The sequence below is a fragment of the Populibacterium corticicola genome, assembly GCF_042683685.1.
In the GTDB taxonomy this organism is placed as follows: Bacteria; Actinomycetota; Actinomycetes; order Actinomycetales; family Cellulomonadaceae; genus Timonella; species Timonella corticicola.
Window position 1 is genome coordinate 76516 of sequence record NZ_JBHUOP010000003.1, and the last position, 23856, is coordinate 100371.

A 23856-nucleotide genomic window follows, 5' to 3' on the forward strand; every position below is an offset into this window, starting at 1 on the left:
TTAGCGTCGTCGTCTGCGGTAAATCCTATAGCCCAGCCTCCGAAAGGCGAATGAATGCCCCGTGTTCCTCTATTCCCTTCGGGTGTGTCTCGAGTGCATCGAGCAGCGCTGCCGAGTGGATCAGGTATGCGGAGTGTTGTCCGCGTGAGATAGACACGTTGAGTCGGTTTCGGTTGCGCACGAACTCGAGGCCACGCGGTGCGCTCTCAGCGTCGGATACCGCGAGCGACACAAAGGCGACCGGGGCTTCTCGGCCCTGGAACTTGTCCACGGTGCCCACGCTGGTGTCCTCGAAGCCCTCCGCGTTGAGGCGTTCGCGAAGCAGTTGCACTTGAGCGTTGAATGGGGCGACCACTATGAAGTCGCTCGGTTCCAGTGGGCGCGGCCGCGTTGCGGAGTCCTCACGCCATTCTTTACCCACCAGTTCTCTCATCCGGGCGATCATCTCAGCTGCTTCCTCGGGTGCGCTTGCCGTGTTTCCACGGTGGTTCACCAACACTGTGTGCAGTCCGGGCTCACTCCCCTCCAGGTGACGCTGCTCGGTGACCTTCACAGAATGTAGTTTGCCCTCATAGGAAAGTTCGGACACGGCCCTGGTCAGGTTGGGGTGCATGCGCCACGTCTCGTCAAGGAAGAATCCTCGGTCCTCGGCAATGGTGGGGTCGTCTCCGACGAGCCAGGCAAGCGCGGACTCATCGACGGGCTCAGGATGCACTCCTTGGCTGACCTGCGGCAGTTGTTGCGGGTCGCCGAGGAGTAGCACTCGCCGAGCTGCGTGGGTGACGGCGAGGGAGTTGGCCATCGCGTACTGTCCGGCCTCGTCAATCACGATGAGGTCGTACCCCTCGGCGGGACTGAAATCTGGCGACGAGTAGGTCCAGGCGGTCCCGCCCGTCACGGTTCCCGTGTGGGCCTCTGCGAAAAACGCGGCTGCATTCTTCGCATCGATGGGCTGGTAGGGCCACTCGGAGTCTTTGCTGTGTGTGCTGCTTGGCCTCTTGCCTATGGCTTCGGGGTTCATACCGCGCGCGACCACAGCGCTCAGCACGTTTTCCACCACGGCGTGCGATTGGGCGACCACGCCAATATTCCATCCGTGCTTCTTCGCGAGGGTGGTGATCACGTGTGAGGCCACAAACGTCTTTCCGGCTCCCGGTGGCCCCTGCACCGCAACCACTCCCGAATCGATCGAGGTGAGCGATGCCAGGATGTTGTCGATCCGTTCGAGTCCCTCTCGCGCCTCGCTCTCGGGCATCCGAACGGCGGTTCCTTCCCGGCACAGCAGGTGTACTTGGGCGCTGTCGCTGAACGAGGGCTCGTCCGGATTGGCGTCAAGGGCGGCGAGTATCTCGCGCCCGAAATCCAGTAATCGTTCGTCGATGATCTTCGTGGAGATCGGCGCACCAGGGCCAAGCCCCAGTGGAACCGAGGACCAGGTTTCGTTGGTCCTCGCGGTCTTCTCCACGAGGGTGATGAGCGCATGACCTGGTTCACCCGGCACTTCCTCGACATCGCTGATGGATGCGCCACCCCAGCCGCGGATGCCGTTGGCGGACTTTGACAGCGGCAACGGGACCGGTTCGTCGTAGATGGCATACGCACTCGTGCCGGAACGCAGTTTGTTGCCGGGTTCGAGTTCCCCGTACATCTGCACGATTCGTTGCTGTGTGCGCGCTTTCGGAGGAACGTGCCAGTCCTCAAGCACGTGGACCCGCGTGGGACGGAAGACGTCAGAGCCGGACCAGTCCTCAAGCGGGTCCGACAGCCGGGCAAAGTGCGCCCACCAGAACTGCTTGTTCTCGCGTTTGTTGTAGTCGATCGCGGCCCACGCCATGCGAGCGATCATGCGGGCCTCGGGCTCTGGTAATTCTGGACGCCCGTGCGCTTCGGCCTCAGCGATCTCGTGATGCCACCGTTCGGTGAGCCGGTCCACGTGCTCGCGCAACCGCGCACCGACGCGCGTGGCCTCGGTCTCCTCAGAGTCAAGGGCTTCCTCAACCTCGACCAGTGACTCAACGTGCGGTGCTTGGCGCCAGTGCACGCCGTGACGCTCTGCGATATCGCCGATCCAGTTGAGCAGGTGATACGTGGACTCGCAGTCGTACCGATTGTAGTCCTCGATCTCCGCGAGTCTGCGAGCGAATCCGCCTAGGTCACCAGAGGCCCGCAACTGCATCGCGGTGGCGTACTCGGTGATCGAATCGGCGGCGTTGGTTACGCCCTCGCGCGCTTCACCGAGCGCATCAATGTAGAACGGTTCGAGTTTCTTGATCGACAGCGACCTCCCCGAGGTTCGCAATGCTCCCCGGACGACCGAGTACAGGTCCACGAACAGTCCGCGCCGCAGCAGTTGGTCGAGTTCCTCCTCGCGGGTGCCATGCCGCAGGGCCAGACGTTTCAGCGCAGCCGTCTCATATGGTGCGTAGTGATACACGTGCATGTTCGTTCCCAACGCGGCACGTTCCGTGAGGTAGTCGATGAACCGCTCAAATGCACGTTTCTCTTCACGGCGATCATGCGCCCACAGTGCATGGAAATCCAGATGTTCGCCATCGGATCGATAGCGTGTGCACCAGCCGAACAGGTACTCGATGCCCCAGTCACTCGATCCGGCCTCGGCGTAGAGCGGATCACCCTCGAAATCGAAGAAGATGTCGTCAGGGCTGATCGGATGCAATAGCCCGAACGGCTTGGTGTCAACGACGCGATACACATCAGCACCATGCGCCTCCCCCTCAAGGAACAGTTGCGCCTGCGCGACCAGCTTGGTGGTCGCACTGACGGGCAGTTCCAAGCCGACCCGTTCCAGATCCGCCCTCGCTAGGCGGACCACACCAGAATCGTCCACGGGAGCCAACGCAGCAAGTTCCTCAACTGTATGAATTCCTGCGGCGTTCAGGCGTGTGCGGTGTGCTGTCGAACAGCCCATCACCAAGAGCACGTCGCGCGCATCGGCAAGATGCCGCTCGCACTCATCGCACCGACCACACGACGCCAGTCCGCTGCCGCCACGCTCTATCGCGCCCCACTGCGCGAGTTCCTCTCTGAAGCGGGAGCCGATAAGGGTCTCATACCGAGCGCGCAGCCTACGGTACACGGGCGCGGTGTCGACAACGGAGTGGCGTGTGACCTCGCCGGAGCCCAGCACGAGATAACCGTACCTGCTCATCGGCACACCGAGTTCCCGGAACGCCTCGGCGTATGCGGCCACCTGCAAAACCGCCGAGGCCCGCGCAGACCGTGCGAGCTTCGTGTCGTAGACGGCGTATTCGCCGTCTGCTCCACGCACCACGAAGTCCGCCCGCCCGCGCAACTGACCGTCACGGATGTCCACCTGAAAGAGCACGCTGGCACCGTCGGCGAAGGCCTGCCGCACCATCTCGTCGGCAATCTCGGGATCGCACAGATCCGCCCGAAACACGCCACCAGCACAGCCGGGCGACCACTCACCGTACTGCTCGACGTAGGTGGCGAGCATCGCCTGCTCATGCGCCTCGCCGAGTCGCGCCAATCGCTCCGTCATCTGATCTGTGGCGTGTTCGGGGCACTGCTCTAGGGTGCACTCGCGGCCTCCAGGGAACCCACAGGCCGCCTGACGCCAACCGCTACGCAGTTCAAGTGCGCGCACAGCGGCGAACTCGCAGGCCGAGGCGGAGACGAGGTCAGTAACTGCGTAGGTGGTCACGGCGATGATCTCCCGGTTGGGTACGTGGATGACCCGAACGGTCATCACCGTCTTACCCTATGCCTCCGACAATGGGTCGGGTGGCAGGCAGAAGACCACGTCTCCGGCACCGGTTAGCGTCAAGGGCCCGTCCGCATGGGCCACAAGCCATGTGGTCCCGCCACACCAGGTCTGGGCCGCGATGGCACCGGCCACTCGTATCTCACCATCGAGCACGACGACGACCGCGTAGGAAGCCGGAATCCGTACTGTGCCAGCCACCGTGAGGTGCTGGACGCGGAAGTACTCCGTGGACAACGTGCCCGTTGTGGACACCAGCCGACGCATCTCGTCACCCGATCTCACGGTGAGGTCCACTGCCTGCAAAGCCGCGTCGAATCCTATGTTGAGATGCCCATCCGCGGCCCCGTCAAGCGCATACCCGTTCCACTCAGCCAGTATTGAGAAGTCGGTTGGTTCCTGCACCTCCACCAGGAAGACTCCCGCACCGATCGCATGCAGGGTACCGGGTGGCACATACACGATGTCTCCCGTGGAGACCGACAATCTGTGCAGATGGTCGCGGAGTTCGTCAACCTGCTGCTGCGCGACCAGCCCATTGAAGGTCTCGCGCGGAAGTTCCCGCGCGACACCCAACCACACCTCTCCAGGCGTGAGAATGTACCAGGCCTCCGCCTTCCCATGCGAGGAGCCGAGATGCGCCTGGGCGAACTCTCTGTGCGGATGGGCGTGCACGGGAAGGCGCTGGCCTGCATCCAACAGTTTCGTGAGGATCATGGGATCGTTGCCGAACTGGGCGAGATGCTCGGGACCGAACCAATGTTCGGGGTCGGCTGACAGCACATCGCGGATGAGTGAACCGTTGGGAAGCGCACTCAATCCCACACGGTCCTCACCGAACAGGGAAACGGTGGAACCAACCCAATCCTCAGGTTCACGCTCGGGAGCAGAGTCCAGGTGGCGGAACGCTGTGATGCGAGAACCACCTCGGTAAAACCGGTCAGGTGGACAGTTACGGTCGAGTTGGAACATGTGATTCCTCAAGGCCTGCCAAGAAGCCGCCGACAAAGCAGTCCCCCAGACCAATGGTCGTCGGGGTACGCGTTTCGACGACGTATCCGGGGTCCGCCTGGGCACCAGGGAATGCCCGCTCAATCGCGCCAGCTATCCTGCTGCCTTCCTCGTTGCGCGGCAACCTGCCGACCTGTTCAAAGGAGTCGCGTGTGGCCTCGTCACCCCACCGGTATCGAGCCGCAGCGGTGATGTTGGCCCGACGCAACGCAGTGGCATAACGGCCAGCCTGCGGGCCAACCACCGCGGCCCAGGCATGGGTATGCACGAGAACGTGGCGCGCGGCGACGATCTCCACGCACTCGTGCAGCGCAGGTATCACGTCCCCGGGGTCGCGAACATCAACCGGGCGGCCCACAAGCTCACTGAGTTCGTCCTCGTTGAGGCCATATACATCGCACAGCACCGAGACCTGTTCGAGGGCGACTCGAGAGAACCCACGGACATGGTAGGCCGCATGTTCAGCGATGACGAGCGTTCGCGCTGCAGATGGTCGCGCCATATCCGGCATGCAGGCGTCACGCAGTTCGGCGACCCTACCGTCCAGAACCGTGCGTTGGCGGATCGAGTTCAAACCAGAGATCAGAAACACGTCATGCGCTGCGACCTGTTCGGGCAGATCTGGCACCAGCCTGAGCATCCGGTTGGGTTCATCCGCAGTGAAAATGATCCGGTTGGCCCGGGAGGCGATCAGCCTGACATCTCCCACGGTGACAGTGTCCTGTGCGGCGAACTGGATGATCAGATGCGGGTCAACGCTGGGTTGGGTCGCGCTGGACACTGATTCAACACGAGTTGGCAACAGTTGCTCAAAGTAGCGATTCTCGCTGACCAGGTGGACCGTGCTCCGCATACCCCAGGCGTCGAGCGCACGGGCGGCACGCACTCCCGTGCCGCCCAGCGTGACCCGGTAGGCGGCATTCGCCACGAATCGCTCAATCACCAGGTCATCTCGCACGAAGTACTCTCCGCCGCTACCGGTGGACAGATGGAACACGATGGCTTGCAGCAGATCTCTCTCGTCAACGATCTCGTGGGGAGCGCTCGCGGGAATCTGGGTGATCCCCTCGGACAGGAGCCTTCTCGTCAACAGTTCGGCGTCCCACTCCATCTCGTAGTCAACGGTGCCGCCCAGCCCCAGCAGATACGACAAAGCCATCGTGTTCCCCACTCTCTAGTAGAGCTTTGCCTTGCCCGCAGCCTGGAACAGATCGATCTTGTGGGCTGCCACCTCTTTCATCGCGTCAAGAGATGCCGGCTGAATGGTGTTGGGCTCACGTACCTTGGGGTCCGCGAGGACCTCGCGCATCCTCTGGTGATAGGCGGCCTTGATATCCGATGAGATGTTGATCTTGTTCACCCCGCGGCGCACCGCCTCAGCGATTTCCTCATCGGGGTTGTTCGACCCGCCATGCAGTACCAATGGGATGCGCAGCGCCTCCTTGATCTGGCTGAGCAGTTCCTGCTTGAGTTCAGGACGCAACGAGGATGGATACAGCCCGTGCGAGGTGCCGATCGCGATGGCAAGGGAATCGACCTGCGTGAGTTCCACGAACCTAACGGCATCCTCCGGGCGCGTGTAGATGATCTCCGATGCGCCTTGCTCTGCCTCCTCGTCCAACTTTCCTATGGTTCCGAGTTCTCCCTCGACTGGAATACCGAGCACATGCGCGCTGCGGACAACCTGCGAGGTGATCTCGACATTCCGATCGAACTCCTCCAGGGAGGCGTCGATCATCATTGAGGTGAACCCCACCTGTGCCGCGGTGAGGAACTGGTCATGGTCAGCGCCATGGTCCCAGTGGATCGTCACCGGGACGGATGACTCGTACGCTCGCTGCCGTACGGCGTACATGAAAGCCCGCCCCACATGCGAGTACTCGTCCGGGTGGATCGCAATGATGACCGGTGCGTCCAATTCCTCGGAGATCTCCATGACTCCCTTGAACATCGCGTAGTCCGAGATGTTGAAAGCGGGAACCGCGAAGTTGTGGCTGTTGGCCACGTCCAGTAGTTGAGTGCCTTGCGTGAGCATGGGTGTTGCCTTTCTTGAGTTAACTCTTGACCGAGCCGGCGGTGAGTCCGCCGATGAAATATCGCTGGAACACTGCAAAGAGCAGCAGGACTGGAATGGAGCCAAGGACGCTCATCGCCATGATCTCGTTCCATTGATACGAGTGCTGTCCCATCAGCAGTTGGATACCGATGGGAACGGTCCGCATTTCTTCCGTACGGGTCAGGGTGAGCGCGAAGAGATACTCATTCCACGCGATCATGAACGTGTAGATGCCCACCGAGATGAGTCCGGGGATCGCGATGGGAACCAGAATGCGCCACAGCAACGTCATGGAACTGGCACCATCGAGTTTCACGGCTTCATCGAGTTCCCGCGGCAGGGTATTGAAGTAACCCGTGAGCATGATGATTGCGTAGGGCAGGGTGAACACCATGTAGGTCAGGATCAGACCCTGATAGGTGTTGTACAGCCTGAGGGCCACGACCAGCCCGAAGAAGGGAATCAGCAAGGTGATCGGCGGCACCGCCTGTATCGCGATCACGACCACGTTGATGACGCGTTTCCCCGGGAACTCGTATCGGGAGAAGGCGTAGGCGCACAGGATAGCCACCACCAGCGTCAATGCCACGACGGACAACGAGACAAGGTAGCTGTTGGCAAAGAACCGTAGTTTGTCCGGTGATCCGAGGATCGCCGTGTAGGCATCAAACGAGAACGAACTCGTGATGAGTTGGGGCGGCGAGGCAAAGATCTCTCGGTTGGACTTGAACGACGAGGAGAGCATCCACAGCACGGGGAGCCCTGCGAAGAGGGCACCTGCGGTCAACGCGATGATCAGCCCGGTCTTTTGGACGACTCGACGTTGCACCCTGGTGAGTTGAGCCATGTTAATCACGCGCCTTCTGATGACGAACGTACAGGATGCCAAGGATCATCGACAGGACGAGCGTGATGACCGCCGCTGTCGAGGCCAGTGCGAACTCATAGTTGCTGAAGGCCTGCTTGTACGTGTAGGTACTGAGCATCTCGGTGACATTGATGGGGCCACCACCAGTCGTCATCCAGATCAGCGCAAACTGCTGGGACGTCCAGATCAGGTCGAGCAGCGTCATCGAGATGATGATTGGTTTGAGTTGCGGCAGCGTCACATTGGTGAAGCGCTGCCAGAACGAGGCCCCATCGATCTTTGCCGCCTCGTAGAGGTCTGCCGGAACGCCCTGCAAGCCGGCCAGTAGGCTGATCATGAAGAAGGGATATCCGGCCCACACATTGATGAACGTGACTGCCGGTAGCGCCAGGTTGAGGTCTGACAGCCATTCGATGTTTGTTCCGAGCAGGTAGTTGATGACGCCATTCGGGTTCAGAAGCATGCGCCACAGGATGGCGATGACCGCCGTGGTGAACAGCCACGGCAGCACGTACACCATGCGAAATAGCGTCATGCTGGTGCGTCCGAGCAGCGGTGAGTTCAGCAGCGATGCGAACAGGAGACCAAGGACGAGGTGGGCGATCACGCTCACGATGGTGAAGAAGAGCGTGTTGGTCACCGCGCGGTGGAAGTTGGTGTCCGTCAGCACGGTCACATAGTTTGCAAGGCCAACGGACTGTGGGTTCTTGTTCATGATGACGTTGTCCATGAACGAGTACCCGATGACCAAGACCACGGGAACCACGAGGAGCACGAACAGCAGAACCACTGTCGGCGCCACGTAGAAGTATGGTTGTGCGCGTCTCATGATGAGTTCACTTCGTCTGCGATAACCGCCGTGCGGCGGATCGTGAGGTGGATGTTGCCCTGCGGGCGCCGGTGCGCGCCGCGCAATCCGTCGGGTGCTTTCCGACGAGTCGGTCGTTGGCATCGGCGCCGCAGGTTTGTGGAACGTGGTCATGTCAGAACTTTTCAGCCCAGGCGTCCTGTGCTGTCTGTAGCGCCTCGGTCACGTCGATCTCACCGTTGAGGTAGCGCTGTAGTTGCTCGTCCAATAGGCGCATGAGCTGTTCGGATACGGGTAGTCCGGTGAATTCGTTTGCCGGGAATCCACTCTGGTATATCTCGAAGGCTGTCTGGAAGAGCTCATCCTCACCGAGATAGTCAGGCACCGATTCGGTGTTCCCCGGAAAGGCACGAGCCATGGAGGACAACTCGGAGTTGGTGTCCGCGGACATCAGGAACTCAACGAGTTTCCATGCGGCCTCCTTGTTGTCAGAGCTGTCTGCCACCCCGATTCCCCACGATGCGTAGGGAATGCCGCGCTCGCCCGTGTAGCCGTCATCGGCGGGCAGGGCTGAGATGGTGAAGTCCAGATCGGGGTTGCTTTCCTTGATGAGTTGGATGTGTGCAAGCGAGTCGATCATCATTCCCACTCGCTCGTTGGTGAACTCCTCGACCTTGTCCTGCTCCTTCATCGTGAAGGCTCCGGGTGCGACGACACCCGCGTCCCAAAGACCCTTGATGTACTCGAAGGTCGCGGTGACACCGGTGTTGGTGAGGTCTGGTTGCCCGTTGGCGAGCATGGATCCGCCTGAGGCCCAGAGCCACGACATGATGTCGTTCTGCACGCCGTTCGGTGCCTCAAGTGAGAGTGGCGCCACCCAACCATAGGTGGTGTCGGCAAGCGCTGAGATCTTCACCGCAGCATCCTGGAATTCGGAGCGCGTTGACGGGACGGCATCGACGCCGGCGTCCTGGAGCAACTTGTCGTTTGTGAAGAGTGGATACACGAAGTTGACCACGGGAATCATGTACGTGGCGCCGTCGACTTGGATTTGGCTGGCTATCTGGGAGTCGTCGTAACCCTGGGCTGCCATAAGATCTGTGAGGTCGGCGATTGCTCCTTGGGTGGCGAAATCGCTCACCCAGGCTCCGTCGAGCCCCACCACGTCTGGCATTTCACCGGTTGCGGCACTTGCGAAGAGTTGTTCCTTGGTTGAAGCGTACGGTCCGGAGATCAACTCGACCTTGATTCCGGGGTTCTGTGTTTCGAATTCGTCGATGAGGGCGCGAAACTCGCCACTGGGGAGTTCGGGTTCCCACCATTGGGCGAACTCAATTGTCACGTCACCATCGGATGACTTTTCGTCACTGGAACTACATGCGCTGGTCAGCAGTACGCTTCCGATCCCAAGGAAAGCTACTGAACGCATAAGCCACGGACGACGGTTGAGAGCTTCTTTGCTCACAAGACACCTCCATTAGTGCTGTTTTACGCAAGTTTATACAGTTTCTTGCGGTTATATGGGATCCTATGCTGAATTATGCCGCCACGTCAACGAATTTCGGCAAAAAAACCGCAAAGAGTTGCATGAACGCTGCTAAACTGCCGAAAAGAATGGAACGACATGCCCTCAACAGCGAAAGGCGAACACGTGCGCAAACTTCCTGCCGGCCGCAAGGCACTGCTACTCGCACAGGTGAACAACGTCGGTGAGGTTACGGTCGCGGCGCTCGCAGAGACCTTCGGCGTATCCATTGACACGATTCGCCGCGACCTTGACTCCCTTGACCACGATGGCCTACTCATCCGCACCCACGGCGGGGCCATCAGCATGCACGCCGGTCAGTTCACGGATCGGGACGTTGACTTCCGCCTGAAGATCAACCACGACGAGAAGCAGTCCATCGCCCGGGCCGCTCGCACCCTCATCAAAGACGGCTCGGTGTTGCTCATGAACGCAGGCACCACCACGCTTGCCCTGGCGCAGAGACTGCAAGATGCCCGCGACCTCACGATAGCGACCAACAACCTCCTCATCCCACAGACCGTCGCACACTCGTGCCTCAAGGATCTGTATCTGTTTGGGGGATCGGTACGTTACCTCACCCAGTCCACCACTGGACCGGTCGCCCTCCATCTCGCAGACACCACGGGGCCAACCGAGGTGCACGCCGACCTCGCGTTCATTGCGGTCGGTGCGGTCTCGGCAACCCACGGCTACTCCACCACCAATGCTGGCGAGGCCACCATGATGCGCTCCATGATGGAGAAATCGGACCAGGTGGCCGTCCTCGCGGATTCCTCCAAACTCGACCGCACCCTGTTTTCGCGCGTCAGCGACCTCTCTGCCGCCGACTATCTCATCACCAACGCTCCGCCCAGCGAGGAACTCCAACAGGCACTCACAGAGGTGGGCACCACACTCATCATCAGCGACTAGTCGACCTCTCCTCAGAACGAGAGCGCGAAAGATCACCGGATGGCATCAATTCCACCGAGCCCCTTGCGCTACGCACACGCGCATGAATTAGAATCAAGTCATTGAGTTAAACGCTTGACTCGCTGGATTGCAACGATTCTCACCAATCAAGGCACCCGGCACCTTGACCAAGACATCAACAGACGGCGCTCCGAAGCCGCAGCGCACACGCAAGGACAACAATGAACTGGATGCTTGAAGCCCTGGGCTGGATCGGCTCAGCGATCGTGGTGGTCTCCCTCCTGCAAACGCGAATTCTGCGCCTGCGCGTACTGAACCTGATCGGATGCTCCGTCTCAGTTGTATACGCTCTGCTGGGAAGCGTCTGGCCGGTCCTCGGACTCAATGCGGTTCTCGCGCTCATTAACATCGTGCACCTGCGCAAACTCACCGCCGCAGAGGAGACCGAGCGGGCATACGCAGTGGTCACCGTCCAGCCCGACGATGCCTATCTTGAGTTCCTGCTCGACAAACATCGCGCGGACATCAACGCCACCAACCCTAACTTCGATCAGGACTCTGCCGAGACTCCCGCCACCGAAGCACACCTGGTCTTGCACAATGATGAAACCGTTGGCATGGTCCTCATCCACAACGATGGCTCTGGGGTCGCACGCGTTGTACTTGACTACGTAACTCCGCGCTTCCGCGATTTCACCCCTGGTAAGTACCTGTTCCGCGACTCTGGTCTACTCCGCTCACGCGGGTTCACCCACGTGTCCGCTCCAGCTCCCGCTGACAAGCAGACGTCAAGCTACTATGAGGCTCTCGGATTTACGACGAGCGGGTCGCGCAGCGTTCTCCAGCTCACCTGAGTGGATGGTTGCGCCGACCAGGGTCGGCGGTTCAGTGCCGGGCTCATCCTCACCGCATGATCATCGTCCGGCCCTGGCGGATGTTCGCGGTTACGTGCCCACGGTGACATGATGGATGGTGCAACGATGCAACGTCTAAGGAGAGCACGTGGCCGAACACAACGACTCCAGTATGCCCTTTCCCGCCGGAACAAACTGGGCGGGCAACCTCACCTATTCCGCTCTGATGATGGCAGAGCCACGATCCACTGGCGAACTCCAGGCGGCCCTGTCGGTGACATCCGGCCCAGTCAAGTTCCTCGGTTCGCGGCACTGCTTCAACGACATCGCGGATACCGTCGGCACGATGATCTCGATGTCTCGTTTCGAGCCTCTGGGCACCGATCCCCTCAACGTCATCTCTGACGGTGGCCCCACCCGCGTACGGGTGCCCGCCTCAACGCCATACGGCCAGTTGGCCCAGGTGCTTGCCGCTCAGGACCTCGCACTAGCCAACTTCGCCTCACTGCCCCACATCACCATTGCCGGAGCAATCGCGACGGGAACCCACGGGTCAGGAGACGACAACCCACCGCTGATTGATGCCATCTGGGCGTTCGAACTCGTGACGCCCCTCGGAGATGCACGGCGAGCAGTACGAGACGGTTCGGGTGACCTGCCTTTCGAGTCGGGCGTGCACCTCGGGCTGCTCGGAGCACTCACGTTCGTGGAAATAGAGGTTCAACCAGCGTTCGAGGTGCGTCAGGATCTCTATCAGGACCTGCCGTGGCACGCCGTTCTCGACAACTTTGCCGCCATCACGGGAGCCGCCTACTCCGTCTCCATCTTCTCCCACTGGAACCGGGACACAGCAGAGCAGCTCTGGCTCAAATCGCGTGTCTCACCCGGTCTCATGGAACTTGGTGACGAGTTCTACGGAGCACATCGAGCCGCGAGGAAACTACACCCACTCCCCGACACCGATCCAATCCACTGCACCGACCAACTCGGGGTGCCAGGCCCGTCCTATGACAGGCTGCCGCACTTCAAGATGGGCTTCACTCCCTCCAAGGGCGAAGAACTCCAATCTGAATACCTCGTACCGAGGGAACACGCACCCAACGTTGTCGAGACACTACTCGAACTCGGGGACCAATTCCGCCACCTGCTCTTTGTCAGCGAGATCCGCACAATGCAGGGTGAGTCCTCGTGGCTGTCCCCGACTCCAAGGGACAGCGTCGGATTCCACTTCACCTGGAGGCCATTGCAGCCTGAGGTGGTCGAATTCCTGCCCACGCTCGAGCAGGCGCTCGCGCCATATGATGCACGACCACACTGGGGCAAGCTGCACACACTCTCGGTGGCGCAGATCGCCCCGCTGTACCCCAACCTGGGGAACTTTCTCGATCTTGCGCGTGAATGCGACCCCGAAGGCCGCCTCCGCAATGAGTATTCGATGCGGGTACTGGGTTACTAGCGTCGTACCGTCACGGTGGATGACGTCTTGGTGACCTGTGCATACCCCGGAGCCTTACCCGATACCTTGACCGTGATCTTCTTGCCTCTATCCTGGGACGTGAGCCTATAGGTCGACGTGGTGGCGTTGGGAATCTTCTTTCCGTTTCGGAACCACTGGTACGTGCGCTTGACTCCCGTGGGTTTCCACGTTCCGGGCACGGCTTTGAGCACCTTACCCGCCTGCGCGGTTCCCGTGATCCTTGGCGTGGACGTTGCACTGAGTTTTGCAAGTGCTGGCGATTTCACCGCCACGGGTTTCACGCGTGGCTTTGCGGAGGTCTTGGTTACCTTGCCATTGGCGAAGGTGCCGAAAACGTTGGTTCCCCATGCGTAGACCGTGCCATTGGAACCCACGGCAAGCGCATAGTTGGTACTGGCTGATACCTGCTTGACCTTGACGTTCTTGGGCATCTTGACCTTGACGGGTTTGGTCTGGCGCTTACGTGAACCATTGCCGTTCAGGCCGTCGTAGCCATTGCCCCACGCGTACAGCGTGCCGTTCGTGGCGAGCGCGTATCGGTTGTCCGTCGAACTTTCGAGTTGCTTGACCTTGACGCTCTTGGGCAAGAGAACCCTCACTGGTTCCGTATGGAAATCCACGCGGCACATGCCGCAATCGTATTTATCCCAGGTGCCGGTACCCAGGTTTCCACTGTCGTTGCGTCCCCAGGCATAGACTGCCCCGTCCGAGCCTGTTGCCAGGTAGGAGCCCTGCGCCACGCTTGTGTAGTTCACGCCCTTCGGCGGAGCCATCTTCACTGGTTTCGTGTGCGCGCGGATACTGTAGTCCGAGCGGAATGGGTCGATCTTGCCGTTGCCGTGTTCGGCGTTGGCATTGGAGCCCCAGGCGTAGGCGGTACCGTTCTTGGCCACTGCGAATGATGTCGCATACTGGGTCGTACTGATTCGCGCTGCCTTGAATCCCTTTGGGAGTTTGACCTTTACGGGTTGTGAGCGGTCCTTCTTGGTACCGTCTCCAAGCTGTCCGTGGTCGTTGCCTCCCCAGGCGTACACCGCGCCGTTGTTGGCCAGCGCGAGTACGTGCTTGTATCCCACCGCGATCGCCGTGAACTTCACGCCCTTCGGCCGTTTCACCTTGACCGGTTTCATTGGAGGGGTCGAGTATGCCTTGCTTTTCTTCCCATTCCCCAGTTGTCCGGCGTAGTTCTGTCCCCAGGTGTAGACATCGCCGCTGGTCGTCAAGGCAGCGTTCACATCGTCGCCCGCAGCGATCGCCTTGAATCTGACGCTCAGTGGGGCCTGGACACGGGTTGGCCTGAGGGCCTGTGTGGAGCCATAAGACGCAGAGAAACCGCTGACTCCCCACTCGTAGACGGCCCCGTCACTACTCAGGGCAAGCGCATGACTATACGCGGCAGACACCTGCGTGAATTTCACCGGTTTGCTGGCCGCGTTCGCTGGCGGAGCCGCCAGCACTATCGAGAGAGCTACGGCGAGGGCAGAGATAACGGCGAGAATACGCGTGTCGGAGCGAGGCCTGGTTCGACGGGTTGGTGTGTCCATCTTCGAAACTTAATGACTGTCTTTATGAGTGGTCAAGGATTAGTTTTGTTTCGATCGCCTTCGCACGCAGTGTGGAAGTCGCGCCCGCCGTACTCCATCCGGCGCGTTGTCAGTGGGCCGTCCTAAGATGAGGACATGACAACAATCCTGCTTTTCCACCACGTCCTCGGTCTGACGGATGGAGTCCGCGACGTTGCGGAGTCTCTGCGGAGGCAGGGCCACGAGGTTCACACGCCAGACCTGTTTAAGGGGCGGTCCTTCCCCGATATTGATTCCGGATTCGCATATGTGGAGTCGATCGGGTTTCCCGAGTTGTATCGACGCGCGGAGCAGGCCTGCTCCGGGCTTCCACGGGATGTGGTTCTGGGTGGGTTCTCGCTCGGGGTCATGTCCGCGCAGTATCTACTCCACACTCGGCCCGGAGCGCGTGGGGCGTTGTTCTTCCATTCCTTCATCGACCCTGGGTATTTGCCGGGTCAGTGGCCAGACGCCGTTCCCGTGCATGTGTTTGCGATGGATCATGACCCGTTCTTTGTGGCGGAGGGAGACTTGGAGGCAGCTCTGAAATGGCAGGTGAACCACAAGAACCTGCATATCCACCAGTACCCGGGCAAGGGGCACCTCTTCCTTGACCCCACGACCCCTGACTTCGATGCGGACACGTCCGCCCAGGTGCTGCAGGATGTGGAGGCTGCCCTTGCCGAGATGATCGGGCAGTGAATCGTATGGGGGTTATCCCCCAGTGTGATTCGGGTGGCCACCGGCTCACCACATGGGCCGTAACGCGAAAGGATTGAGTCATGACCTCAACTACTCAATCCTTCGATTTCACCGCTCGTTCACTCAGCACGTCTCCGTTGTTCACCCCAACCAACACGGCGTCCCTACCGTTACGGGCGTTTGCTCCGTCGACATGGCGTGCGTTTGTCTACCACCTCGTGAACGTGCCACTGGGTGCGCTTGGGTTCGTCTATGTGGTCACAGCCGTGTCACTTGGGTTGTCGCTCGCAGCGCTGATCATCGGGCTATTCCTCGGTGCGGCTCTCGTGCTCGGTGCACGCGCCCTTGGAGCGGCGAATCGCGGGGTCACCAACCTGCTGTTGGGTACGTCGATCCCCTCTCCCGTGGCTTTTCGACGAGCACCCGGCTTTGGTGGGTTCCTGCGGTCGGGTTTGACGGACGGGGCTGGCTGGCGGGCCATGTCGTACATGTTCGTCACGTTCATGACCAGCATCTTTTCCCTGACCGTGAGTGCGTCGTTCCTTGCCGTCGGTCTCGGTGGTGCGACCTATGGCGTCTGGCGTCGCTGGTTGCCGGAGCAAATGGGGCCAGACGGAGAACTGCACAGGGGCGCCCAGTTCGCCGACGGCTACTTCATCGATACCCCTGCACGTGTTTTCGTGTACTCGGTCATCTGCGCGTTCATCCTGTTGTTCGTGTGGCCAGCCATCAACAATGGTCTGGCGAAGATGCAGGCCATGCTTGCGGCAACGCTCCTTGGCCCGACCCAGGCGAGCGTCGAGCGCCACGAACTCCTGAAACGGCAGGCTCGCTCCGCCGAGTCCACGGCCTTGAAGATGCGCAGCATCGAGCGAGATCTCCACGATGTGACGCAGGCTCAACTGGTTGCGATTGCCATGAAGGTGGGCGATGCGAAGGAACGTCTGGCCGCTGGCGAGTCTCCCGAGGCAGTGCTTGCGACCCTTGACTCCGCGCACGCCACCTCCAAGGACGCATTGACTGACCTGCGCGGTCTGGTCCAGGGGATTCACCCCGCCTCGCTGAACGACGGACTGGCCACCGCGCTCTACACACTCGCCTCCTCATCGGCAATCTCGGTGCGTCTTGACGCACAACTGACCCGTCCTGTTTCCCCAGCCGTTGAGCAGGTTGCCTATTATTCGGTCTCGGAACTGCTGACCAATGCCGCCAAACACTCGGGCGTTGACTCGGTCCTCGTCATTGCGCGAACAGATGCTGATAGGTTGAACCTGTCCGTGGTCGATCACGGACGCGGGGGTGCCATGCTACGAGGCGCTTCGGTCCTTGCCACCGGCCTTGATGGGGTTGCGGATCGAGTCGCGAGCGTGGGCGGAACCCTCACGCTCTCTTCGCCCACGGGTGGTCCAACGATTGCCGAGGTGCGTCTTCCGCTGTCCTTAGAAAGTTGAGGAATGAGACTCGCACTTGCCGAGGATTCCGCGATCCTACGCGTGACACTGGCCGAACTCCTGACGGGGCGTGGGCACGATGTCGTGGTGCAGGCCGCGAGCGATCCCGAACTCTTCGCAGGGCTCGCCGCCATCGGCCCGGAGGGCGTGGACGTGGTGATCATGGATGTGCGAATGCCTCCCACCTTCACCAACGAGGGCATCACCGCGGCACTGCGACTGCGCTCGTCGCACCCGAACGTGGGTGTGCTCGTGTTCTCGCAGTATGTTGAGACGACCTATGCCACCCAACTGTTCTCCGGTCACCCGGCCGGTGTGGGATATCTGCTCAAGGACCGGGTGGCGGAGGTGTCCCAGTTCGTCTTGGCGCTTGAGCGTATTCATGCCGGCGAGACGGTGCTCGATCCCGAGGTCGTCTCGCAGTTGATCGGCGTCTCCACCTCGCGCAACCATATCGAGTCGTTGACCGTGCGCGAGCGCGAGGTTCTGGACCTGATGGCGCAGGGGCGTTCCAACACTGCGATCTGCGAACTCCTGCACGTGTCGCTCGGGACCGTGGAGAAGTATGTGTCTGCGATCTTCACCAAGCTCGAACTCCCTCAGGCACCGCACGACCATCGCAGGGTACTCGCGGTATTGAAGTATCTCGGCGTCTAGTCTGCAGATTGTGTTGAGTATGAGGACCGTGGGTAGTACGACCGGTCCCCAAATCTCTCACCACATCGTTCGTGATCATTCCGTTATGTTGGGGCTGCATATCATGCGTGCTGATCGATCGGCGCGTCGCCGCTAGCTCACCAAGGATGGTCTTCCGCTCGGCGAACTCATGCGGAGCACATCTGTGCCCGCAACAGGATCGAAGGAGACGAACAATGCACAAGACCAACAGATGGGCGGCGCTGGTAACCGCTGGCGCCCTCACCGCTCTGGGAGGCATGGGGTCCACGCTTCCCGCCCAGGCCGCAGGGCCTGACCATCTCCCCATCACAATCGCCAATGAATCCGGCCTCAACGATACGGTTCACCTCTACGTGCTGGGAACAGACCTAGCCTCTGGGCGACTCGGCTGGATTGACAGTTCCGGCACATTCCAAGCCTGGCCAGCCGGAAGCAACCCACCCTCAGCAGCCCCCGATGCATCCCTGAGTCTGGAACCCTCAGGAGGTTCCACAACGGTGAAGGTGCCTCGCGGGTTCTCGGGCCGCGTGTACTTCTCCTTCGGTGAGAAGCTCCCCTTCGCGCTCACCCAGGACGGACTCGTACAGCCTGCTCCGTGGGCGGCAAACGATCCCACCGCAGACATCCTGTTCGACTGGACTGAGTTCACGTACAACGATGCCGGACTGTGGATCAACAGTTCACAGGTCGACATGTTCGCGGTCCCTCACTCGGTGTCGGTGACCGATTCTGCGGGCCAGACATCAACCACTGGGGAAACCGTTCCGGGCGGACGCGAAGCCGTGATCGAGACGCTGCGAAGCGATCCGGAGTGGGCACAGACTGTGGTGACCGGCGGTGACGGAAACGTTCTGCGCGTACTCGCTCCGGGGAAGGCAGCCGAAGCCGGGCTGCTGAACCCCAACTATCTCGACTCATACATCGCACAGGCGTGGGCTGCGTACGGAAGCAAGGACTTGAAGGTCACCCCGTTCAGCGATCGGCCTGAACTCACCTACACGGGCCGCACCAGTGGCACGAGGATGTCTTTCACCGATTCCAGTGGAGCAACGGTCGCGTCATTCGAGCGGCCCACCTCGGCTGATGTGTGGGGTTGCGATGGTGCACTGCACGCACCGAACGACAGCGTTGTGGGTCCGATCGCCCGTACCCTGTGCGCGGCACTGATCCGCGGCACGCTGGGTGACAGCACTGCGGAGCCCATCACCGATGCCTCGAAGTTCTACACGACGCAGCCTGTCAACAAGTACGCCAAGGCAGTTCATGCAGCCATGAAGGATGGGCGCGCGTATGCCTTTGCCTTCGACGATGTCGGAGCGTTTGAATCCCTGGTGCACAGTGGCGATCCGGTGTCAGCGCGCATTGAACTCTCCCCGTTCGACTCGAGCGGAACTCAACCTGGCGATGGTGGGTCACACAACGATGGTTCCGTGCGACTCGTCAACGCGTTGAACGGCAAGTGCCTCAGCGTCCCATCCACCGGCGGTGGCGTGCCATCCTGGGCTTTCAATGACGGTCAGAAGGTGACGGTGCTCGACTGCGTCGGCTCATCCAACCAGGACTGGCAGATGGCAGAGGGAACGATTCGCACCGAAAACGACCTGTGCCTTGACGTCGCCTGGGGTGCGACGACGGACGGTACCCCCGTGCAAATCGCGCACTGCTCGGGGAACCTGGCGCAGCAGTGGATACTCTCAGACGCCGGCGACCTGGTGAATCCGCAGGCCAACAAGTGTCTGGACGTTTCAGGAAACGGCGTGCTCAACAGCGCGACTGAACTACAGATAAGGGAGTGCTCCGGTCTGCCCAATCAGAAGTGGAGTATCCGGTAGTTCTGACCGCCTAGACACACAGTTGCTCCCCGGCGATGGTGCGTTCCATCGACCGGGGAGCAACCCTCGCCAGATGGCGTTCAGGAGATGACAAAGGTGTTCAGCGAGCGCGGTTCCAGGACAGCGGTGAAGGTGCGTGAATCTGCGGACGGGTCAACGAACGAGAACTCCTCAGCGCGATCCAATGCGTTTTGGACGACCACCACAACCGAGCCGTCCTGGTTCAGGTACGCGGATCCCTGTGAACCGTACCTGCCAGTGACTCCAAGCTGTACCGCACCCGGTCTGATCGCACTCGAATAGTGCTTGAGCACGTAGTACTCGTGGTTTCGCGTGAAGGTGCGGCTTTCGGGATCGACCGTGAACAGAGAGTTCTGCGGCCATCCCCAGGTGGAGAGACCACCTGGCTCAAGCACCATGTTCCAGTACGTGTACGCGCTGGCGCCGTTCTCCAGGTAGTGGCGCACCAGGTGGAACACGTATTCGGCGTCTTCCCACGCATTTGATCCGAACCCACACTCCGATTCGGTCTGGATGATGTCGAGTTCCGGCCAATCCCTGTGGGTGCGGGCGATGGCGTGCTGCCCAGCCCACTGATAGCCGATGCCACCCAGGTACTTGCGCGCCTCGTCGTCGAACAGGATGTTGTCGACGAACCGTGAGTAGTTGGTGAGTTTCTGGCCGGTCGCGGTGAAGGCCATGTCCTCGGGGCCGTTGAGGGTTCCAAGGTAGATCTTGGTGTCGAGTCCAGCGGCTTCGAAGGCCGGCCCGAGGTAGTCGCGGATGAACTCGCGCAGTTGCTCGGACGACCACAGGCAGGACGGGAACTTCTGGTCTGCGAAAACCTCGTTCTGCACGTGAATCTGGCTGACGGTAATGCCGCGTTCGGCATACGCCTGCACGAACTTCACGAAGTAGTTGGCGTAGGCGGTTTGGTTCTCCGGCGTCATGACGAGTCGGCCGAAGTTGTAAACCGGTGGGTTCTTCATCCAGGTGGGTGGGCTCCACGGCGAGCAGTGCAGGATCATGTCATCCTGATACCTCTGCGCCTCGCGGATGAACGGGATGACGCGTTCCTCATCCCGGGCCACGGAGAAATGCTCCAGGGCGTAGTCTCCGGGAGTCTCATCGTAGGAGTACCAGGAGGTGGAGAAATCGTTGGCTCCCACCGCGGAGCGGTTGACGCGGAAGTTGAGTTCGTCCGTGGCGAACAGTTCCCGGTAGATGGTCTCTTGATCCGCAACTGAGAGGGACTGGATGGCACGCTGTCCGAGTTCGTTGAAGGTACCGCCGAACCCCTTGATCACCTGACCCTCTTGCCCAGTGAGTTGCAGCCCGTTCCCGGATGTCGCGCCCGGGGTTGGTGTTCCGGCGTCACGCCATTTCTCGGTTTCAGTCGATACTGTCCAGGTGATTGCCATGTCCATCTTCTTTCAGGGGATTGACGACGAGTTGGCCGGTTTGGTCCACGAGGTGCGTTGAGAGGGCACTCGCCTATGGTGTTTCCTGGCGGGTGTGCGGGATGCCACCCACACACCCGCCAGGACTGGGTCGTGTCGTGCGGGCTTATTTAACGGATTTGATCTTGATGATGCAGATCGCACCGATGAGCGCCATCGCGATCGCGATGGGGAAGGCGAACCCGAATCCACCGGTTGCGGTGACGACAGCCGAGGTGATGAGTGGGCCAACGGTCTGACCGATCGTGGTGGAGAGGTTGAGGATTCCGAGGTCCTTGCCTGCTTCCTCCTGGCTGGGCAGAACGTCGACATTGAGAGCTTGATCGACCGAGGTGTAAACGCCATAGCCGAAGCCAGCGACTCCGGCGAAGAGGAACATTCCCATCGTCGTCGGCATGATCCAAGGCAGTGCGATACCCACGGCAAACAAGATCGAGGAGAGGATGACCGGGAGCTTTCGCATCCGGATCTTGTCGGAGATCGGTCCTGCGATCACTGAACCGAACAGGCCGACAACCAGCGTGATGATGGCCATCGTGGCGATGGTCTCGCCTGAGGTCTTGGTGTCCTGCCCAAGGTAGTTCTGCACGATGTACAACTGGTAGGCCATGATCATCTGATAGCTGACCAGCATGAACAGTCGTCCAGCGAACGCGTAGTAGAAGTCCGGGGCATTACGTGGCGGTCGGAAGGACACCAGGATGTCCTTCAGCGAGTGGCTTGCCGCGGGAAGATGCTGGGCCGAGCGCTCACGGGGCCACACGATCAGCGCGACGATTGCGGAGATTGCCATCAGTAGGCCACCGAGTACGAACCCGGGCACGGCGTTGGTGATGAACTTTGCACCGATCAGGGTACCGATAGGAGCTCCTGCGGTGAGTCCCGCACCATAGAAGGCTGACATCGTGCCGCGCAATCGTTGCGGCACCCGGTCGGAGAGGACTGCAACCGCTGGTGCGAGCATCATGTTCAGGCCGACCATCGAGACGCAGTAGGCGAGCGTCAGAGCGCCCACTGACGGCAGTACGCCAACCAGGTAGAGCGAGACGCCACCGATGACACCACCGGCGAGAATCCACGGGGTGCGGCGTCCGAACCGGCTGCGGGTGCGGTCTGAGAGGTTACCGAAGATGAGGTTGGAGGCCAGTGAGACGATCGCGGTGATCGCGTTGATGGTTCCCATTGTCGCTGTCGGATTTGACACCCCGATGTCCACGAGGCGCTGGGGCAAGAGCACGCTTGCCACGATCATGAGTCCGACGATCCACAGCACGCCGTAGACGAAGAATCCCGCGCCGAACCGGACTCCACGAGCCTTGTCCAGCGGCTGTCCGGTGTCTGGTGCGATGTTCTCTACGCCCAGTTCGTCCTGGGCGTCATTCTGCGAGGCGAAGGCTCGCGTTTCCATATGTACCTTCTTTGGTCATTGGAGTTTGGCTCCACACTGATACCTGATCTACTCCCGCTACCTACTGACCATTCAGTAGGTAGCAAGAACAATCTAAGACCCGTGTCGCAAAAATGTCAACGAACCGAAAGTCCCACTTAAGAATGCACCAGGGGCATTGCGACGGGTCTGCCGCATTGATGATCGACTACGATTGTGAAATGGCCCAAGACCCCGTCACCGCGAACCGGCGCCCCCGTATCCGCTTGTCACGAGAGGAACGCCTAGATCAGATCATCGAGGCCAGCACACGCCTGGTCAGCGAGAACGGTTTCTACGGTTTCTCACTGCAGCAGGTGGCGGATGAGGTCGGCATCACACAGGCAGGCCTGCTGCACTACGTCCACTCCAAAGAGGGCCTGCTGAAACTCATCATCGAGCAACGCTATGACCGGCGCTTCGATCCCGATGACTTCATCGCCACCGGAGATCCGCTGGCCACGCATCCCGATGGCGCCTCATACCCCGCCTATCTGAGATACCTTGTGCGGAACAACGCAAAGAACGAGCAGCTCATGCGGCTTTACATTGTGCTCGGAACCGAGGCGGTTTCACCCGACCATCCGGCGCACGAATACTTCAACGAACGCCCGACGGGCGTCTGGGAGCTCTATTCGCAGACGCGGTGGCGCATTCCTCCCGAGGTGGGCACCTGGGAAGACATGCGCGATCTGGTGGAGATGTCGATCGAGGCGATGGACGGTCTCCAGTTACGCTTCTTCCGCTCTCCACAGATCGAACTGGTGGCATCCTGGACACGCTTTGAAGACGTTCTGTTCCCGTCGCCCATATGGGACGGCTACAAGTAACCCACGCTAACGGCGCAGCAGGCGATCCATCAGAAGATCAACGTGTTCAGCCATGTTGATGCTCGAGTCGTAGAGCCACGCGATTTGCAGTCCATCCAGCAATGAGATCAGGGTTATCGCCACATTCTCCGGATCCAGGTCCGCTGGAACCTCTCCGGATTCTTGCGCGGCGGCGATCTCTTTGGCGAAGCTGACCCGCAGATTGGCAATACGTTCCCGAAAATACTCATGCGCTGGGTGAGACGGTTCTGATGCCTCGATGGACAACCGCGAGTAGAGTTGCACGAGTCCTGGAACCATCGAGTTGTGCTTCACCAGCGCATGGAGGGTCGAGGACTCACCCCGTGATATGAGGCCACCCTTGCCCAGTGAGAAGTTCGCGGTGTCGAGTTGATCCCTACGCCTCAGCACCTGCGTGAACAATTCCTCCTTGGTGTCGAAGTAGTGCAGCAACCCCATTTGGCTCAGCCCCACGGCCTCTGCGATCTGCTTCAACGTGGCCTTGCTGTATCCATTTCGAGCTATGACGGTCAGTGCGGTGTTGAGGATTTCCTCTCTCCTGGCCACACCTTTTGCATACGTTCCACGTTTAGCCATGCTCCAACTCTAGCCTTGACAAAATCTCGATGCACTGAAAACTTTATATCGTAAGGTTT

Annotated in this window: 19 protein-coding genes; 8 read left to right on the plus strand and 11 right to left on the minus strand. The window is 60.3% G+C overall.

Annotation, left to right across the window (positions count from 1 at the left end; genetic code table 11):
* Positions 1-25 precede the first annotated feature (25 nt).
* Genes ACFSYH_RS07245 through ACFSYH_RS07275 form a run of 7 tightly spaced genes read right to left on the minus strand, consistent with a single transcriptional unit; the run spans position 26 to position 9953 of the window.
* The gene (locus ACFSYH_RS07245; RefSeq protein WP_377466702.1) at positions 26-3730 is read right to left on the minus strand and encodes a TM0106 family RecB-like putative nuclease; all 3705 of its coding nucleotides are present in this window, start codon (positions 3728-3730) and stop codon (positions 26-28) included.
* Positions 3731-3742: 12 nt separating this feature from the next.
* Entirely contained in the window at positions 3743-4717 is a 975-nt protein-coding gene (locus tag ACFSYH_RS07250) for a class I mannose-6-phosphate isomerase (RefSeq protein ID WP_377466187.1), read from the minus strand.
* Entirely contained in the window at positions 4698-5915 is a 1218-nt protein-coding gene (locus ACFSYH_RS07255; RefSeq protein WP_377466188.1) for an ADP-dependent glucokinase/phosphofructokinase, read from the minus strand. The genes ACFSYH_RS07250 and ACFSYH_RS07255 overlap by 20 nt, the downstream gene beginning before the upstream one ends.
* Before the next feature lie 15 nt (positions 5916-5930).
* Positions 5931-6791, minus strand: a complete 861-nt coding sequence (locus ACFSYH_RS07260; protein WP_377466189.1) for a ketose-bisphosphate aldolase — start codon at positions 6789-6791, stop codon at positions 5931-5933.
* Between the two features lie 19 nt (positions 6792-6810).
* The gene (locus ACFSYH_RS07265; protein WP_377466190.1) at positions 6811-7659 is read right to left on the minus strand and encodes a carbohydrate ABC transporter permease; all 849 of its coding nucleotides are present in this window, start codon (positions 7657-7659) and stop codon (positions 6811-6813) included.
* Position 7660: 1 nt separating this feature from the next.
* Positions 7661-8662 carry a carbohydrate ABC transporter permease gene (locus ACFSYH_RS07270; protein WP_377466191.1) on the minus strand — a complete coding sequence of 334 codons (1002 nt, stop codon included), beginning with the start codon at positions 8660-8662 and terminating at the stop codon, positions 7661-7663.
* Between the two features lies 1 nt (position 8663).
* The gene (locus tag ACFSYH_RS07275; protein WP_377466192.1) at positions 8664-9953 is read right to left on the minus strand and encodes an ABC transporter substrate-binding protein; all 1290 of its coding nucleotides are present in this window, start codon (positions 9951-9953) and stop codon (positions 8664-8666) included.
* A 159-nt stretch (positions 9954-10112) separates the two neighbouring features.
* On the opposite strand from ACFSYH_RS07275, the gene ACFSYH_RS07280 reads away from it, so the two are divergent.
* The 3 genes from ACFSYH_RS07280 (at position 10113) to ACFSYH_RS07290 (ending at position 13238) form a co-directional block, all read left to right on the plus strand.
* On the plus strand, positions 10113-10928 hold the full coding sequence (locus ACFSYH_RS07280; protein ID WP_377466193.1) for a DeoR/GlpR family DNA-binding transcription regulator: 816 nt from the start codon (positions 10113-10115) through the stop codon (positions 10926-10928).
* 230 nt (positions 10929-11158) lie between these two features.
* Entirely contained in the window at positions 11159-11782 is a 624-nt protein-coding gene (locus ACFSYH_RS07285; protein WP_377466194.1) for a hypothetical protein, read from the plus strand.
* A 148-nt stretch (positions 11783-11930) separates the two neighbouring features.
* Positions 11931-13238 carry a D-arabinono-1,4-lactone oxidase gene (locus ACFSYH_RS07290; RefSeq protein WP_377466195.1) on the plus strand — a complete coding sequence of 436 codons (1308 nt, stop codon included), beginning with the start codon at positions 11931-11933 and terminating at the stop codon, positions 13236-13238.
* On the opposite strand, the gene ACFSYH_RS07295 is transcribed toward ACFSYH_RS07290, so the two are convergent.
* Positions 13235-14803, minus strand: coding sequence for an RCC1 domain-containing protein (locus ACFSYH_RS07295; protein WP_377466196.1), 1569 nt, complete (start codon positions 14801-14803; stop codon positions 13235-13237). The two genes, ACFSYH_RS07290 and ACFSYH_RS07295, sit on opposite strands and share 4 nt — an antisense overlap.
* 135 nt (positions 14804-14938) lie before the next feature.
* Between ACFSYH_RS07295 and ACFSYH_RS07300 the strand changes: the two genes are divergently transcribed.
* The 4 genes from ACFSYH_RS07300 (at position 14939) to ACFSYH_RS07315 (ending at position 19484) form a co-directional block, all read left to right on the plus strand.
* Positions 14939-15523 carry a dienelactone hydrolase family protein gene (locus ACFSYH_RS07300; RefSeq protein WP_377466197.1) on the plus strand — a complete coding sequence of 195 codons (585 nt, stop codon included), beginning with the start codon at positions 14939-14941 and terminating at the stop codon, positions 15521-15523.
* An 80-nt stretch (positions 15524-15603) separates the two neighbouring features.
* Positions 15604-16974, plus strand: coding sequence for a sensor histidine kinase (locus tag ACFSYH_RS07305; protein ID WP_377466198.1), 1371 nt, complete (start codon positions 15604-15606; stop codon positions 16972-16974).
* Between the two features lie 3 nt (positions 16975-16977).
* Entirely contained in the window at positions 16978-17631 is a 654-nt protein-coding gene (locus ACFSYH_RS07310) for a LuxR C-terminal-related transcriptional regulator (protein WP_377466199.1), read from the plus strand.
* A 215-nt stretch (positions 17632-17846) separates the two neighbouring features.
* Entirely contained in the window at positions 17847-19484 is a 1638-nt protein-coding gene (locus ACFSYH_RS07315) for a glycoside hydrolase family 64 protein (protein WP_377466200.1), read from the plus strand.
* Between the two features lie 80 nt (positions 19485-19564).
* Here ACFSYH_RS07315 and ACFSYH_RS07320 read toward each other — a convergent pair whose 3' ends face one another.
* A complete protein-coding gene (locus ACFSYH_RS07320; protein ID WP_377466201.1) occupies positions 19565-20905 on the minus strand; it encodes a glycoside hydrolase family 30 protein in 1341 nt (446 codons plus the stop codon).
* Between the two features lie 145 nt (positions 20906-21050).
* Positions 21051-22352, minus strand: a complete 1302-nt coding sequence (locus ACFSYH_RS07325) for an MFS transporter (RefSeq protein WP_377466203.1) — start codon at positions 22350-22352, stop codon at positions 21051-21053.
* Positions 22353-22552: 200 nt separating this feature from the next.
* Between ACFSYH_RS07325 and ACFSYH_RS07330 the strand changes: the two genes are divergently transcribed.
* Entirely contained in the window at positions 22553-23200 is a 648-nt protein-coding gene (locus tag ACFSYH_RS07330; RefSeq protein ID WP_377466204.1) for a TetR/AcrR family transcriptional regulator, read from the plus strand.
* Between the two features lie 6 nt (positions 23201-23206).
* Here ACFSYH_RS07330 and ACFSYH_RS07335 read toward each other — a convergent pair whose 3' ends face one another.
* Entirely contained in the window at positions 23207-23797 is a 591-nt protein-coding gene (locus tag ACFSYH_RS07335) for a TetR/AcrR family transcriptional regulator (protein ID WP_377466205.1), read from the minus strand.
* Positions 23798-23856 lie beyond the last annotated feature (59 nt).

Excerpts from the sequence above, each read along its gene's own strand:
- ACFSYH_RS07245 (WP_377466702.1), bottom strand. The coding sequence starts at position 3,730 with ATGACCGTTCGGGTCATCCACGTACCCAACCGGGAGATCATCGCCGTG.
- ACFSYH_RS07250 (WP_377466187.1), bottom strand. The coding sequence starts at position 4,717 with ATGTTCCAACTCGACCGTAACTGTCCACCTGACCGGTTTTACCGAGGT.
- ACFSYH_RS07255 (WP_377466188.1), bottom strand. The coding sequence starts at position 5,915 with ATGGCTTTGTCGTATCTGCTGGGGCTGGGCGGCACCGTTGACTACGAG.
- ACFSYH_RS07260 (WP_377466189.1), bottom strand. The coding sequence starts at position 6,791 with ATGCTCACGCAAGGCACTCAACTACTGGACGTGGCCAACAGCCACAAC.
- ACFSYH_RS07265 (WP_377466190.1), bottom strand. The coding sequence starts at position 7,659 with ATGGCTCAACTCACCAGGGTGCAACGTCGAGTCGTCCAAAAGACCGGG.
- ACFSYH_RS07270 (WP_377466191.1), bottom strand. The coding sequence starts at position 8,662 with ATGACCACGTTCCACAAACCTGCGGCGCCGATGCCAACGACCGACTCG.
- ACFSYH_RS07280 (WP_377466193.1), top strand. The coding sequence starts at position 10,113 with ATGCCCTCAACAGCGAAAGGCGAACACGTGCGCAAACTTCCTGCCGGC.
- ACFSYH_RS07285 (WP_377466194.1), top strand. The coding sequence starts at position 11,159 with ATGCTTGAAGCCCTGGGCTGGATCGGCTCAGCGATCGTGGTGGTCTCC.
- ACFSYH_RS07295 (WP_377466196.1), bottom strand. The coding sequence starts at position 14,803 with ATGGACACACCAACCCGTCGAACCAGGCCTCGCTCCGACACGCGTATT.
- ACFSYH_RS07300 (WP_377466197.1), top strand. The coding sequence starts at position 14,939 with ATGACAACAATCCTGCTTTTCCACCACGTCCTCGGTCTGACGGATGGA.
- ACFSYH_RS07305 (WP_377466198.1), top strand. The coding sequence starts at position 15,604 with ATGACCTCAACTACTCAATCCTTCGATTTCACCGCTCGTTCACTCAGC.
- ACFSYH_RS07310 (WP_377466199.1), top strand. The coding sequence starts at position 16,978 with ATGAGACTCGCACTTGCCGAGGATTCCGCGATCCTACGCGTGACACTG.
- ACFSYH_RS07315 (WP_377466200.1), top strand. The coding sequence starts at position 17,847 with ATGCACAAGACCAACAGATGGGCGGCGCTGGTAACCGCTGGCGCCCTC.
- ACFSYH_RS07320 (WP_377466201.1), bottom strand. The coding sequence starts at position 20,905 with ATGGCAATCACCTGGACAGTATCGACTGAAACCGAGAAATGGCGTGAC.
- ACFSYH_RS07325 (WP_377466203.1), bottom strand. The coding sequence starts at position 22,352 with ATGGAAACGCGAGCCTTCGCCTCGCAGAATGACGCCCAGGACGAACTG.
- ACFSYH_RS07330 (WP_377466204.1), top strand. The coding sequence starts at position 22,553 with ATGGCCCAAGACCCCGTCACCGCGAACCGGCGCCCCCGTATCCGCTTG.
- ACFSYH_RS07335 (WP_377466205.1), bottom strand. The coding sequence starts at position 23,797 with ATGGCTAAACGTGGAACGTATGCAAAAGGTGTGGCCAGGAGAGAGGAA.